Here is a 14261-nt window from a genome sequence, read left to right as displayed (position 1 = left end):
TAGGATTATTGGGTGGCAGTATGCCGTCTGAATGAAACTAAAATTTTTACGGCCAGGTAATAAACGGGGCATCATCGCCAAGGCGATACTCCATTCATTTAGTTAATATTGATCTCCCAGATGGAATATCAGTACATTGCGCTGCGTACAGTCAATTTTTAAGTAGCGGTAGTCGCCGTCTACACTGATTGATTCTCGACGTTCGCCAGCACTTAATCCAGAAAAGGATTGGGTTGTGCTCCAGTTATTGCCATCGGTACTGCCAAGTAAGGTTTAGGCGGTGGCCTTGGCGGTCTCCCTGTCGATAGTTACTGAGCTGATAGCCTGCTGTGTGCCAAGGTCATAGGTTAAGTTGACTCTATCCAGGCCGTGAGCACTCTCCCAGCGGTTATTTGTACTGCCGTCATTGGCATTGGCATTGGCATTGGCGATGGGCTGGGGGTGGGGTTGGAGAAGATAAGTCTAGAAAATATACACTTATTGTTTTAGGCAGTTCTAGCTTGTTACAGTGCTAAGGCTTAACAAGTTCTCGTTAAGGCTTAACAAGTTCTCGTTAATGATGGGCGACAATGAAATAGATGAATATTCATCTATTTCATTGTTTAGTGAATCATTATTTGGGCGGTAGACACTCAAAAACAGAGCTTGGCTTTCTTACCCTTCAATTACCGTGCGCCTGGGGCCATTTTTCGGTGGGCGGGGGCCGCAGGGTTTGCATTTTCCTTTAGGGTGCTTATGTCGCCCATGATGTGGGCGGCATTTTCGGGGTGGGCGCTGGCAGTTGGATTCTGTTGTTCCACTGGAAAAATAGATGTTATCGATCTCAATAGCGTCGATATTTCCCTCAACTCCTAGTAGCTCGAAGAGTTGAATCACGTTAGACATATCAACTTCATCGCTGAAATCGTTGATGGGGATGGATACCTGATGCCATTGACCATCACGGATGAAGTCGTAGGGATCAGAGCTGCTGTTAAATTCGATCCATTTTTGTTCAACATCATTGATGCTGCCACTTTTCATACCAATCTTGAAGGGGGTATCGCTGCTGGTTTTGAGGGCAAAATTTAGTGTGGCGGTATCGTTGTCGAAAGCGGACAGGTCGTAGTAACTATCGGCGGTAAATGCCATGCCAAACCAACCAGCTCCAGAGGACTGGTAGGAAAGGGACTTTTCTCCCTCGAATGGGGATTGAGGAGCTTCCACCAGTGTGCTTTCCCACACATATAGATTGCCGTCGGTACCCAGCTTAAAAGTGGAATCGTTCTCGACAGTTTCGCTGTATAGGGAAAAGGTGCCAGCGGGGATGGTCTTTGTTTCTCCCTCACTGAAGTAAATGTCATCAATGGCCAGGGTGAAGTCCTCTGCAGGTGCGCCACCACGAATCATTAGGGTCTGACTGATGGTGTGAAAATCCACCGCATATTTGCTGAGCGGAATGCTGACTTGGTGCCATTCACCATCGCGCTTTAACCCATAAGCTTCACCGCCATCGACCAAATCAACCCAGGTATCGCTACCGCTGCCAGTACTGGCAATGCCAATACCGATGGTTTCGGTGCTGGTGGTCTTGATACGTAGGTTTAGGTGGCCATTCTGGTAGTGCATCATGTTCAGGTCATAGTGCATCCAAAAGCCCATGCCAAACCAATCGCCGGCACCAATATTGAATTCCAGTGCTTCACTGTCTTCCAGGCTTGCAATGGACTCCATATTGTTCCAAACATAGAGCTCGGTATCGGTCCCGAGTTCTAGAGATTCGGTGATATTCTCATTGTCACCGTATATACCGAGGTTGCCGGTTTTTGCGCTGTCTTTGGCTAGGGTGATTTCAGTGCTGTAATTGCTGTCGTCATTATCATAAATACGGACATAATCCACATACATTTTGGCGGGCATCGGCGCAGTGATTTCTTCATTGGTGAAGATCTGAGGAAAAATGCCTCCCACAGCGAGATTGAGGATCAGGAAGTGTTCTTGGCGAAATTCATCAAACGCAGGGTCTTCACTCCCAATGCTGATTATCTCATTGGCTTCATCGTCTACCCACATCGTAATACTGTCGGGAGTCCAGGTCATGCCGAAGATATGATAGTCCTCGGTTAAGTCGCTGCTGGAACCAAAATCTTCAATAAGGTTTTTGCTTTGACCGTAGTCTGCCTGCCCGGTGTAGTCATCGGATTCGTGATGCCAATGGAAAGCGCCAGAGATAGCTGAATTTACACTGCCGCTATTAAGTGCTTCCGCCATACCGGCTTCGAGGATGTCCAGTTCACCACAGGCGGGCCAACCGGCCTGACCATAGTTATTACCGAGCTGCCAAAAAGCCGGCCAGAGTCCGGCATTGAGGTCGGGTAGTTTGATTCGGGCTTCTATTGAGCCGTATTTATAAGAGAGTCGGCCCAATGTTTTTAGGCGAGCAGATGTAAAACTGCCGTCACTGTTACGCAGGGCTTGAATCACCAGATTACCATCCTCTATATAGGCGTTATCACTATTATCAGTGTAATTTTGCAGTTCATTATTGCCCCAACCCCAGCTACCTACATCGTAGGTCCAGATAGACTTATCAATGCTGTCATTATCGAAATTATCCTCCCAGATTAAGGTTTTTGCGGTGGTTAATGGAGATGCACAGATACCGAGAATGGCCAGTGCCATCGCTGACTGTTTAACTAGCATAATTTGTTTTCTTTGTTGGTTTTTATAAGGAATGCCGTTTTAATAATATTGTTATTTGGCGTTTTATGATCGCAGTGAGTGCCGTTGATTTAATGAAAAGTATTTTTGGGTTGAGTTTTATTGGCACCGATCAAAGCCTAACAAATAACCGATTGTGCTGGGGTGACAGTTCTACCCCTTTATCGTGAGGTCGGTCCTACTTGCCGCATACGAGTGATGTGAAAATTTTTAGTCAGCTGCGGGGTTGTTTCTATTGAAGTTTTCAGAAAGAGTCTTAGAGATAGACTTTAATGCCATAAAAGCTAAATTGCGGTGAGAATTAAATATCTATATAGGAGACTTTTTCCTTTGGTTTGATTGAGTGGCTTGTGCTTTAAACTAGTTTTTTAAATCCATTTCTATTCTGACTATCATTGCTGTAACTACACTGTCGCTTCTGGAATCTTATTATCTTTATTCCGTCCATGAAAAAGTTGATATTCTATGTGCTATGGCCTGGCGCTGGAAAATTATAAGCTGGATAGTAGGGCCGCCTTCTACCGCATATCATCCGGTGATATTTACGTCGCCCTGGCGGATGGTTGCCGAGAGAGATAAATAACGGGAAGAAAAATGGTTGATCATGGCGAGATAACGATGTTGGCACAGCAGCTTGGCGAGGAGCTGGGAAAGCGCCACTGGTTTGCGACTTCTGCGGAGTCCTGCACCGGTGGTGCGATTGCAGCGGCGATAACCTCCATTTCCGGCGCGTCCAATTGGTTTGACGGCTCTATCGTCAGCTATGCCGACCGTATCAAGCACAGTGTATTGGGGGTGGACGTTAAGGACTTGAAGCAGTTTGGTGCGGTCAGCGAGCCTGTTGCCCGGCAGATGGCCTGCGGGGTGCTGGCTATGATGGATGCCAACCTTTCTGTGGCAGTAAGCGGTATTGCGGGGCCCAATGGAGGCACTGAGGAAAAGCCGGTGGGGACCGTGTGGATTGCCTGGGCCCATGCGGAAGGGCAAGAGCCAGTTCAGATTGATGCCCGCTGTTTCCACTTTCAAGGGGATCGCGCCACCGTGCAGGCTCAAACGGTGGTGGAGGCTATCAAGGGTATGCTGGCAATTCTGGATGACCACCCCGTTTAGGGCGTGCTATCTAGGAGGGCATTCTTGAAGGGCATGGGGCCTGTTTCTCTTTGCTGCAGCGGGACTGTGCCGGTTAGGGGGCTGTGATTCCATGCTGGCAAGAGTGGTACTGGTTGTGCCGGAATTACTGGTTGCCTATACAGTAATCCTTCGATAAGCTTGCCTCCACTCAACACAGCTCAGAAATACGGGAATGGTCATGGATTCCAATAAAGACAAGGCATTGAAGGCGGCACTGTCGCAGATCGAACGCCAGTTTGGCAAGGGCACAGTGATGCGCATGGGGGATAAAGAGCGCGAGCGCATCCCCGCAATCTCTACTGGCTCCCTCGGCCTGGATGTGGCGCTCGGTATAGGCGGCCTGCCACGCGGTCGTATCGTCGAGATCTATGGCCCGGAGTCCTCTGGTAAAACCACCCTGACCCTGCAGGTGATTGCCGAGGCTCAGCGCAAAGGCGGCACCTGTGCTTTCGTGGATGCGGAGCATGCCCTGGACCCGATTTATGCCGAGAAGCTGGGTGTAAATGTGGATGAGCTGATCGTCTCTCAGCCCGATACCGGTGAGCAGGCCCTGGAAGTGGCAGATATGCTGGTGCGCTCCGGTGCTGTAGATGTATTGGTAGTGGACTCTGTAGCGGCCTTGACCCCGCGCGCTGAGATTGAGGGTGAGATGGGTGATTCCCATGTTGGCCTGCAGGCCCGCCTGATGTCCCAGGCGCTGCGCAAGCTGACGGGCAATATTAAAAACACCAACACCCTGGCGATCTTTATCAACCAGATTCGTATGAAGATCGGTGTGATGTTTGGTTCTCCGGAGACCACCACTGGCGGTAATGCCCTCAAGTTCTACTCTTCCGTGCGCCTGGACATCCGCCGTATCGGCTCGGTGAAGGATGGCGATGAAGTGGTGGGTAACGAGACCCGTGTGAAGGTGGTGAAGAACAAGGTGGCTCCACCCTTCAAGCAGACCGAATTCCAGATTATGTACGGCGAAGGCATCAATATGATTGGTGAAGTCGTCGATTATGGTGTGAAGTTGGGCTTGGTTGACAAGGCTGGCGCCTGGTATAGCTATAAGGGCGACAAGATTGGTCAGGGCAAGGCTAATGCCACCAAGTTCCTGCGTGAAAACCCGGATATCCGTAACGAGATTGAAGGCCAGCTGCGCGCTCAACTGTTAGGTGACCTAGTGCCGGCCAGCCCCGCAGAAGCTGTGGAACTGCCGGAAGAGTAAGTGTCTTTTTCCTCAAAAGCGGCTTTCACCGCTGACCCGGCTCAAGCGCTTTTCGGCGCGGCGCTTGAGCTGCTTACCCGCCGCGAGCACTCCCGTCTCGAGCTGAGGCAGAAGCTGGTGGGTAAGTTCCCCGATGCCGATTTCGATGCGCTATTCGAGCGCCTGCAAGAACTCAACTATCAGTCTGATCAGCGATTCGCCGAAGTTTTTGCCCGCTCTCGTGTTCAGCGTGGCCAGGGGCCCCTGCGTATTCGCCAGGAATTGCAGCAGCGCGGTATTTCCGCTGGGCTGTTATCCCAGGCGCTGGAGCAGTTGGAGGTGGATTGGTTTGCCTTGGCGCTTGAGCAGCTGCAGCGTAAATACCGATCGCCGATTGATTTGGCGTTGCCGCGTGAGCAGCAGATGAAAGAGCGCGCACGCCGCCAGCGCTACTTGGCTTACCGCGGTTTCCCCTCGGACGCCATTTGCTGGGCGCTGGACGAAGAGTAATCACGCTTATACTCTCATGCTTGCTTGGAGTACGGAAGCTATGCTTCCCAGCCGGGCTACAGGGTAGTGAGAGAAAAAATAATAAGCGTGAGAGACTTTATGATCCTGTCCATTGATCAGGGCACTACGGGCACCACAGCCTTTGTTTTTGATAGTGGTGGAGCCCTGGTGGGCCGCAGCTATTCAGAGATTCCCAATTACTATCCAGAACCCGGATGGGTCGAGCAGGATGCCGAGGAAATCTGGCAGGTCACCCAGCGTGTTTGTGCCGCGGCTCTGCAGCGTGCCGGGATTCGCGCGTCCGATATAAAGGCGGTGGGTATCACCAACCAGAGGGAGACCACGATCCTGTGGGACCGGCACACAGGTGAGCCGGTACATCGGGCGATTGTCTGGCAGTGTCGGCGCTCGGCAGGCATTTGCGCAGAGTTTGCCGCCGAAGGGAAATCCGAATGGCTGCGCCAGCGCAGCGGACTGCTGCTGGATGCTTACTTTTCTGCCAGCAAACTATTGTGGCTGTTTCGCGAGCAGCCGGAATTGCAGGCGCGTGCCCGCAGGGGGGATCTGTGTTTTGGCACGGTAGACAGCTGGTTAATCTGGAAAATGAGCGGTGCCCGCGCGCACTTGACCGATCACACGAACGCAAGTCGCACCTTGCTATACAACTTGGAGCAAAAGCGTTGGGACCCGGAATTACTGGCGCTGTTCGAATGCCCCGAATCCATTCTGCCTGAGATCAGGCCATCCGCAGGGCACTTTGCCGATACAGACCCCGCGGCCTTTGCCGGAATTAGTGCGCCCATTTGTGGGGTGGCCGGTGACCAGCAGGCGGCCCTGTTTGGCCAGGGGTGCACCAATCCTGGAGATATCAAAAATACCTATGGCACAGGCTGTTTTATGCTGGCCTATGCCGGTGATAAGCGGCCCGATCCGCCCCGTGGTCTGCTTGCCACCATCGCCTGTGATATCCATGGCTCACCGGCCTATGCGGTCGAGGGGTCGGTTTTCACCGCGGGCTCTGCAATACAGTGGCTGCGGGATGAAATGGGGCTGATTCAACAGGCTGTCGATACTGAAGTTATCGCGCAGAGCATCCCCAATACCCGTGGTGTGTATTTAGTGCCGGCGTTTAGTGGTTTGGGTGCCCCGCACTGGGACTCATCGGCGCGGGGTACCCTATGTGGGTTGAGCCGGGGGGCGGGACGCGCAGAAGTGGTCCGTGCCACCCTCGAGTCTATCGCCTACCAGAGTGATGAGCTGGCGCGGCTTATGGAGGAGGCCCTGGGGGTCGATATCACTCATATGCGTGTCGATGGCGGGGCCAGTGCAAACAATTTCCTGATGCAGTTTCAGTCTGATATTTCCGACCTGCGTGTAGAGCGCCCTAGACAGATAGAGTCCACGGCGATTGGGGCGGCGCTATTGGCGGGAATTGGCAGTGATCTCTGGCATTTTCACCGGTTACCCGAGTGTTTGCAGGAGATTGAACGGGATTTTCTGCCGGGGATGCCCGCAACAAAAAGAACGTCTTTGCTGGCGGGTTGGCAGCGAGCGGTCGCGGCCTGTAAAGCTTTTTGATCGAAGCGGCTATCCTTGACTGGGTTTTGGCACATGGAGGTGCTCTATGACGATTCGAGATGAGTTGCAGGCAACGATAGATTCCCTGGTCGATGGCCGGCGCGGGATTCTGGCCGCAGATGAGAGCAGCGGAACTATCGCCAAGCGCTTTTCTGCGGTAGGGGTGGAGTCGACTGAAACAAACCGCCGAGATTACCGTGCGGCCCTGCTGGCAAGTGAGGGTCTTGGAGACTTTGTTTGTGGAGTGATTCTGTTTGAAGAAACACTCGGCCAAAGTGATCGGGGTGGCACTCCTCTGCCGAAGGTGGCGGCCGCACAGGGTATTTTGCCGGGAATCAAAGTCGATAAAGGCAAGGGGCCGTTACCGGGCGCAGTAGGAGATATGATCACCTATGGGCTCGATGGGCTTATTGAGCGTTTGCGGGAGTACAAGGCGCAGGGGGCGCGGTTTGCCAAGTGGCGGGAAGTCTATCCGGTGACACCCCATAACCCCACAGAATTGGGGCTCACAGCCAATGCGGAAATGCTGGCTCGCTACGCGGCTGCCTGTCAGTCCGAGGGCCTGGTACCGATTGTTGAGCCGGAAGTACTTATGGATGGCAATCACAATCTCGAGCGTTCCGCTGCTGTCAATGAGCAGGTTTGGCACAACGTTTTCCATGCCCTGTATCGCCATGGTGTCATCTTGGAGTTAATGCTGCTAAAGCCGAGCATGGTTACTCCCGGGTCGGAACTGCCTAAAGTTGAGCCGCAGGAGGTCGCTGAGCATACCTTGCGCAGCCTGCGGCGCTGTGTGCCCGCCGCAGTGCCTAGTATCAATTTTCTCTCAGGTGGTCAGGGGCCAGAAGAGGCTACAGAAAACCTTAACGCACTCAATCAGCTTAACAATGCCCCTTGGCAGTTGAGCTTCTCCTATGGGCGGGCGCTCCAGCAGCCAGCGCTAACGGCCTGGAGTGGTCAGGCGGAAAACATCGAAGTGGCGCAAAGGGCGTTGGTCAAGCGGGCGTGTATGAATCACCTGGCTATGTTGGGCAAGTACCGCGATAGCCTTGAAGGTGAGGGCTAGGGACAAGTTAACCGAGATAAAACAATAAAAAGTTGGGGGTGGCCATGGAATTTGTAACAAGGAATGTCATTCTGCATTACCGTCGTTGGTGGGTTGAAGGTGCGCAGGGGGTTGTAGTGATTTCCCATGGGCTGGGAGAGCACAGTGGTCGCTACAGTGCCTTGGCGGCGCACCTCAATCGGGCCGGCTTCAGCGTTTATGTGCCGGATCATTACGGTCACGGTTTGTCGGAAGGGAAGCGGGGCCACATAGAGGATTTTTCCCTCTATTGTGAGGATCTCTATGAGTTCATCTGCCTGGTCAAAAGTGGTAATCCCGGTACAAAGTTGCACCTGCTGGGGCATAGTATGGGGGCTGTGGTCGCCTGTGGTAGTGCCATTCGCTATGGTGCGGTGGATAGTATCATCCTGTCTGCGCCGGGATTCCGGGGAGCTAAAGAGCCATCGGGTTTGGAATTGAAGCTGGTGTTAATACTGGCAAAACTGTTCCCGGGGTTGGTACTTTCCAGCAGGCTTGATAGCCAGTGGTTGAGTCGGGATACGTCGGTGGTTGAAGCCTACCGCGAGGATGAGTTGGTGCATCGCGGAGTTTCCCTGCGTTGGTTTGAGACCTTTTTGCGTGAGCGGGAATTTATTTCCGCCAATCTGGAGCGATTGTTGGTGCCCTGTCTAATGCTGCTGCCAGAATCCGATCGGCTCGTGGATGTGGCGGTCAGCCGTGAGTGGTTTGAGCGGATGGGGTCGATTCGTAAAATGTTGCACTGCTTTCCAGAGGCCTATCACGAGCTTTTTAACGAAGCGGAAGACGGGCGCCTGGCGCGGGACTTGCTGTGTGGGCACCTGAAATCCTACGCCCCACAGGTGGGCCCTGTCACCTCAGGATAAAAATAAGCGGGTGCCAACCCCGGAGACTCGAAGCCGTGGCGAATGCCGTGAAAAACCCTATGAAGCATTGTATGATACGCGGTCATTTTTGCCCCCTGCTTGTCATGTCAGGGGGAAATCGTGGGGTGGAACATGGATAAGAAGTTACTGAGCCTGTTAGTGTGTCCGGTGAGCAAGGCGCCGCTTGAGTACCGTGAGGAAACCCAGGAGCTGGTGTGTAAAGCCAGTGGTCTGGCCTATCCAATAAAGGATGGCATTCCGGTAATGCTGGAATCCGAGGCGCGTCAGCTGACTGCTGAGGAAAAGCTGGAAAAATAAACCAATGGGTGAACCCAGCGTTTTCAGTCGAATAATCTCGGGCGAAATAGCAAACGAGAAAATCTACGAGGACGATCTTTGTGTCGTTATTGAGGACCGGGCGCCACAAGCCCCGACCCATCTCCTCATTATTCCGCGTAAACCCCTGGTTAACTTGTCCGACGCCAAAAGCGATGACAAGGCCCTGCTCGGCCACCTGATGTGGGTAGCTGCTGAACTCGGGCGAAAGCTGGCGCTAGAGGGATTTCGACTTGTGGTCAACAATGGTCGAAGCGCGGGACAGACCGTATTTCACCTGCATGTTCATCTGCTGGCTCAACAATTAATGCCCGAACAGGGGCTCGCACAGTAGCGGAACAGACGAGACACCGCGTCATCGGTGTCATTCAATAACTCTCAACTAACGAAGTGGAATTACGCCGGATGAAAAGCGCACAGATTCGCGACGCCTTTCTGAATTACTTTGCCGAACAGGGCCATACCCTGGTGCCGTCTAGCTCTCTGGTGCCGGGCAATGATCCAACCCTGTTGTTCACCAACGCCGGCATGGTGCAATTCAAGGATACCTTTCTCGGTCAAGAGTCGCGCCCCTATAAGCGCGCGGCGAGTTCTCAGCGCTGTGTACGCGCGGGTGGTAAACATAATGACCTGGAAAACGTAGGTTATACCGCGCGTCACCACACTTTCTTCGAGATGTTGGGTAATTTCAGCTTTGGCGATTATTTCAAACGCGACGCCATCCGTTTTGCCTGGGACTTCCTCACCAAAGTGTTGAATCTGCCCGAAGAGCGCCTATGGGTAACCGTGCATATTAGCGATGATGAGGCCGCCGATATCTGGCAAAAGGAAGTGGGAGTCAGCCCGGAGCGTTTCTCCCGCCTCGACGAGGATAATTTCTGGCAAATGGGGGATACCGGCCCCTGTGGTCCAAGCTCAGAAATTTTCTATGACCACGGTGAAGATGTTCCCGGTGGTCCTCCCGGCTCCGACAACGATGATCTCGATCGCTATATCGAGATTTGGAACCTGGTATTTATGCAGTACGAGCGCACTGCGGACGGCGAGCTGCATCCACTGCCCAAGCCCTCCGTCGATACCGGCATGGGTCTGGAGCGTATTGCCGCTGTTATGCAGGGCGTGCACTCAAATTATGAAATCGATCTATTCCAGGCGCTGTTGCGAGCGGCCAGTGAAATTGTTGGCTGCGACAATCTGGAAGAAAAATCCCTGCGGGTAATTGCCGATCATATCCGCTCTTGTTCCTTCCTGATCGCCGATGGCGTTATGCCTTCCAATGAAGGCCGTGGTTTTGTGTTGCGCCGCATTATTCGCCGGGCAGTACGTCACGGGCACAAGTTGGGCCACCAGGAAGTATTCTTCTACAAACTGGTAAGCGCCCTGGTAGATCAGATGGGGGAGGCCTATCCAGAACTGCGCGAGAAGCAGTCGTTGATAGAGCAGGCTCTGCGTAAGGAGGAAGAGCAATTCGCCAAGACCTTAGACAAGGGCATGGCCTTGCTGGAAAGCGCATTGAGCTCTCTCGAAGGCAGTGAAGTACCCGGCGAGCTGGTATTTACTTTGCACGATACCTACGGCTTTCCTACAGACCTGACCCAGGATATAGCTCGCGAGCGCGGTCTATCCCTGGATATGGCGGGTTATGAAGCTGCTATGGAAGCCCAGCGTGAGCGGGCACGTGCCGCCGGTAAATTTAAGCAGGATTACACCGAAGCTCTGGATCTGCAGGGCAGTACGGAATTTCTCGGTTACGAAACGACTGAAGCCGAAGGTACCGTGGTTGCCATCGTTAAAGGTGGTGAGCAGGTTCAGCATCTGGAAGAAGGTGAAGACGGTGTGGTAATTCTTGATCGCACACCGTTTTATGCCGAGTCAGGTGGTCAGGTTGGCGATAGTGGCTATTTAAAGGCCGCATCGGGCCGTTTTGAGGTGCGCGACTGCAACAAGCAGGGCGACCATCATTTGCATACCGGTAAATTGCTACAGGGAACCATTGCTGTCGGTGAGCAGCTCACTGCGGAGGTGTCTGCAGATGTGCGTCAGGCAACGGCTTTAAATCACTCCGCGACTCATTTGTTACACGCCGCTCTTCGCAAAGTGCTCGGCGAACATGTGACTCAGAAAGGCTCACTGGTTGACTCAGAGCGCTTGCGTTTTGACTTCTCCCACCCGGAAGCGGTCACCGCCAAGCAGTTGCACGCGATTGAATCCCTGGTAAATGCACAGATTCGCGCCAATACACCGGTCGATACCTGTGAGACAGATATTGAGTCGGCCAAAGAAATGGGCGCCATGGCACTGTTTGGTGAAAAGTATGGCGATACAGTGCGCGTCCTTTCCATGGGGGCTGCAGAAGGTGTCGCTTTCTCCGTAGAGCTGTGTGGCGGTACCCACGTGAAACGCACCGGCGATATTGGCCTTTTGCGTATTATCAGTGAGAGCGGGATCGCCTCTGGGCAGCGTCGTATTGAGGCCGTTACTGGTGCTCATGCATTGGCTCAGTTTGATCGTGCCGAGCAGCGGATCGAACATGTCGCGGCACTTCTCAAGGCGCGTCCAGACACACTTGCGGATAAGGTGGAGCAGTTACTGCTCAATAATCGCAAATTGGAAAAGGAAATTGCGCAGCTAAAAACCAAGCTGGCCAGTGGTGCCGGAGGTGATCTCAGTGCCCAGGCGATAGAAATTGCGGGCTTTAAACTGTTAGCTGCTTCAATCGATGGAGCCGACCCCAAATCTTTGCGTGATCTGGCCGACCAGATGAAAAATAAGCTGGGCAGTGGCGTCGTATTGTTGGCGGCACCGGGCGAAGAGAAGGTTGCCCTTGTTGCAGCGGTTACTAAAGACCTCACCGACCGCCTGTCAGCGGGTGATTTGATGCGCTTTGCCGCGGGCAAGATTGGTGGTAAAGGCGGCGGCCGCAGCGATATGGCGCAGGGGGGGGGGACCGACGCATCCGCTCTGCCAGGCATGTTGCAGGAAGTGCCTGAATGGGTGGAGAGCTCTCTCAAAAGCTGATTTCGGTCAAATTGGCGCCATAAATAGCGTGTGAAGTTGATTTCGCCGAAGTTTGGTGATTAAGTGCGCGCCTGCATGATTTCGAGCGGTGCGCGGACTTGGCCTGGAGCTAAGGAAACACAGAAAGTTATGAGTTTGTTCGTGCAGAAATATGGCGGCACTTCCGTGGGCTCTATCGAGCGTATCGAAGCTGTCGCCGACAAGGTAGCCGCCTTTCGTGCGAAGGGGCACGGTATGGTTGTAGTGCTTTCCGCAATGAGCGGAGAGACCAACCGCCTGATTGATCTAGCCTACCAGATTCAGGAAAAACCCGACCCTCGCGAACTCGATGTACTGGTATCCACTGGTGAGCAGGTCACTATTGCGCTGTTGAGCATGGCCCTGAAAAAACGCGGCTACGATGCCTGCTCCTATACTGGCGGGCAAGTCAAAATCCTCACGGATAATGCCCATACCAAAGCTCGTATTCAGCGTATTGATGTCGAGCGTATGCGCACGGACCTGGATAGCGGCAAAGTGGTTGTGGTCGCCGGTTTCCAGGGAGTGGATGACAACGGAAACATCACCACTCTCGGGCGCGGCGGTTCAGATACCACGGGTGTAGCGCTTGCTGCTGCGCTTGATGCCACGGAATGCCAAATTTATACGGATGTTGATGGGGTCTATACCACCGACCCGCGTGTGGTGGATAGTGCGCGCCGTATGGATCGGATTACTTTTGAGGAAATGCTGGAAATGGCCAGTCTTGGCTCTAAGGTCCTGCAAATCCGTGCCGTGGAGTTCGCTGGCAAGTACAAGGTTCCTTTGCGCGTGCTCTCGACTTTTGAAGAGGGTGAAGGAACCCTGATAAGCCTGGATGAGGAAGATAACGAGATGGAGCAACCTGTCGTATCCGGCATCGCATTCAACCGTGATGAGGCCAAGTTAACGATCCGTGGTGTCCCGGACAATCCCGGTGTTGCCTGCCGTATTTTGGCACCTGTTGGCAAAGAAAACATCGAAGTAGATGTAATCGTACAGAACATCAGTGCGGTTGATGGAACCACCGATTTTACTTTCACAGTGCATCGCAACGATTTAGGCAAGGCTCGCGAAGTATTAGAGCGTGTCTCAGCGGAACTTGGTGCGCGTGAGGTGATCACAGACGACAAGATTGCCAAGGTTTCTATTGTCGGCGTGGGAATGCGCTCCCATGCAAATGTGGCCAGTCGTATGTTTAGTGCGCTTGGTGAAGACAATATCAACATTCAGATGATCACCACTTCCGAAATCAAGATTTCGGTGATTATTGATGAGCGCTATCTCGAGCTGGCAGTGCGCGCTTTGCACAGTGAGTTTGAACTCTCCAAGTGAGAGAGATGAAAGAACGCTATAACCGGAGTTAAGGCAAAGAGAGCCTTCCCATTTCGATTCAGTTGTTTGGCATTGCATCCAACCTGTTGAGATTTCGTTCGACTGGTCAATACTGAAGAGTGTGATGGGTAGTTTTTGACCTTGCGTGTACCGCCACCCGGTTATGATGACCAAATAAGAGCAGCTTTGGGAAAGTGCAGGCTGCTCTTTATCACAGGATGATCAAGGAGAAGTAGGTAATGTTGATTTTAACCCGCCGAATTGGCGAGACGCTGATGGTTGGCGACAATGTCACGGTTACCGTGCTGGGGGTGAAAGGCAATCAGGTGCGTATTGGCGTAAATGCGCCAAAAGAAGTAGCCGTACACCGCGAAGAAATTTACCAGCGCATCCAGCGTGAAAAGCAATCCTCTGAGGAGGGTGGCAACGAGTAAGCGAACTTTTTTCTAAAAGGCCGGGATCCCGGCCTTTTTTTATTTTTGCTGTTTATTGT

The 14261-nt window shown here is 52.9% G+C and carries 13 protein-coding genes; 11 read left to right on the top strand and 2 right to left on the bottom strand.

Translation table 11 applies throughout. The annotated features are described in order from the left end of the window. Positions 1-273: 273 nt before the first annotated feature. Both ACXAFI_RS13220 and ACXAFI_RS13215 read right to left on the bottom strand, forming a co-directional pair. Positions 274-432, bottom strand: a complete 159-nt coding sequence (locus tag ACXAFI_RS13220; RefSeq protein ID WP_475109825.1) for a galactose-binding domain-containing protein — start codon at positions 430-432, stop codon at positions 274-276. 222 nt (positions 433-654) lie between these two features. Next, the gene (locus ACXAFI_RS13215; protein ID WP_475109181.1) at positions 655-2682 is read right to left on the bottom strand and encodes a glycoside hydrolase family 16 protein; all 2028 of its coding nucleotides are present in this window, start codon (positions 2680-2682) and stop codon (positions 655-657) included. A gap of 612 nt (positions 2683-3294) precedes the next feature. Between ACXAFI_RS13215 and ACXAFI_RS13210 the strand changes: the two genes are divergently transcribed. From ACXAFI_RS13210 to csrA, 11 genes are all read left to right on the top strand, one after another. Further along, positions 3295-3810, top strand: coding sequence for a CinA family protein (locus tag ACXAFI_RS13210; protein ID WP_475109180.1), 516 nt, complete (start codon positions 3295-3297; stop codon positions 3808-3810). Between the two features lie 199 nt (positions 3811-4009). After that, entirely contained in the window at positions 4010-5044 is a 1035-nt protein-coding gene (recA, locus tag ACXAFI_RS13205; protein WP_475109179.1) for a recombinase RecA, read from the top strand. After that, complete coding sequence (locus tag ACXAFI_RS13200) at positions 5045-5533, top strand: regulatory protein RecX (RefSeq protein ID WP_475109178.1); 489 nt, start codon at positions 5045-5047, stop codon at positions 5531-5533. 99 nt (positions 5534-5632) lie between these two features. Beyond that, on the top strand, positions 5633-7111 hold the full coding sequence (glpK, locus tag ACXAFI_RS13195) for a glycerol kinase GlpK (RefSeq protein WP_475109177.1): 1479 nt from the start codon (positions 5633-5635) through the stop codon (positions 7109-7111). A 46-nt stretch (positions 7112-7157) separates the two neighbouring features. Next, the gene (locus tag ACXAFI_RS13190) at positions 7158-8177 is read left to right on the top strand and encodes a class I fructose-bisphosphate aldolase (protein ID WP_475109176.1); all 1020 of its coding nucleotides are present in this window, start codon (positions 7158-7160) and stop codon (positions 8175-8177) included. A 44-nt stretch (positions 8178-8221) separates the two neighbouring features. Then, positions 8222-9061 (top strand): lysophospholipase, encoded by an 840-nt coding sequence (locus ACXAFI_RS13185; protein ID WP_475109175.1) that lies wholly within the window; start codon positions 8222-8224, stop codon positions 9059-9061. Between the two features lie 132 nt (positions 9062-9193). Further along, positions 9194-9379, top strand: coding sequence for a Trm112 family protein (locus tag ACXAFI_RS13180; protein WP_152452364.1), 186 nt, complete (start codon positions 9194-9196; stop codon positions 9377-9379). Between the two features lie 4 nt (positions 9380-9383). Then, positions 9384-9731 (top strand): histidine triad nucleotide-binding protein, encoded by a 348-nt coding sequence (locus ACXAFI_RS13175; RefSeq protein WP_152452366.1) that lies wholly within the window; start codon positions 9384-9386, stop codon positions 9729-9731. A gap of 71 nt (positions 9732-9802) precedes the next feature. Further along, the gene (alaS, locus tag ACXAFI_RS13170) at positions 9803-12415 is read left to right on the top strand and encodes an alanine--tRNA ligase (RefSeq protein ID WP_475109174.1); all 2613 of its coding nucleotides are present in this window, start codon (positions 9803-9805) and stop codon (positions 12413-12415) included. Positions 12416-12544: 129 nt separating this feature from the next. Beyond that, complete coding sequence (locus tag ACXAFI_RS13165; RefSeq protein ID WP_475109173.1) at positions 12545-13768, top strand: aspartate kinase; 1224 nt, start codon at positions 12545-12547, stop codon at positions 13766-13768. 239 nt (positions 13769-14007) lie between these two features. Beyond that, positions 14008-14202: a carbon storage regulator CsrA gene (csrA, locus tag ACXAFI_RS13160; protein WP_091391203.1), complete on the top strand. Its 195-nt coding sequence runs from the start codon at positions 14008-14010 to the stop codon at positions 14200-14202. Positions 14203-14261 lie beyond the last annotated feature (59 nt).

It is taken from the genome of Microbulbifer sp. ABH2_005 (genome assembly GCF_056160005.1).
The sequence above is the reverse complement of the archived record's forward strand: the minus strand, read 5'-3'. Positions and strand labels throughout refer to the sequence as shown.

Excerpts from the sequence above, each read along its gene's own strand:
- ACXAFI_RS13215 (WP_475109181.1), bottom strand. The coding sequence starts at position 2,682 with ATGCTAGTTAAACAGTCAGCGATGGCACTGGCCATTCTCGGTATCTGT.
- ACXAFI_RS13210 (WP_475109180.1), top strand. The coding sequence starts at position 3,295 with ATGGTTGATCATGGCGAGATAACGATGTTGGCACAGCAGCTTGGCGAG.
- recA (WP_475109179.1), top strand. The coding sequence starts at position 4,010 with ATGGATTCCAATAAAGACAAGGCATTGAAGGCGGCACTGTCGCAGATC.
- glpK (WP_475109177.1), top strand. The coding sequence starts at position 5,633 with ATGATCCTGTCCATTGATCAGGGCACTACGGGCACCACAGCCTTTGTT.
- ACXAFI_RS13190 (WP_475109176.1), top strand. The coding sequence starts at position 7,158 with ATGACGATTCGAGATGAGTTGCAGGCAACGATAGATTCCCTGGTCGAT.
- ACXAFI_RS13185 (WP_475109175.1), top strand. The coding sequence starts at position 8,222 with ATGGAATTTGTAACAAGGAATGTCATTCTGCATTACCGTCGTTGGTGG.
- ACXAFI_RS13180 (WP_152452364.1), top strand. The coding sequence starts at position 9,194 with ATGGATAAGAAGTTACTGAGCCTGTTAGTGTGTCCGGTGAGCAAGGCG.
- ACXAFI_RS13175 (WP_152452366.1), top strand. The coding sequence starts at position 9,384 with ATGGGTGAACCCAGCGTTTTCAGTCGAATAATCTCGGGCGAAATAGCA.
- alaS (WP_475109174.1), top strand. The coding sequence starts at position 9,803 with ATGAAAAGCGCACAGATTCGCGACGCCTTTCTGAATTACTTTGCCGAA.
- ACXAFI_RS13165 (WP_475109173.1), top strand. The coding sequence starts at position 12,545 with ATGAGTTTGTTCGTGCAGAAATATGGCGGCACTTCCGTGGGCTCTATC.
- csrA (WP_091391203.1), top strand. The coding sequence starts at position 14,008 with ATGTTGATTTTAACCCGCCGAATTGGCGAGACGCTGATGGTTGGCGAC.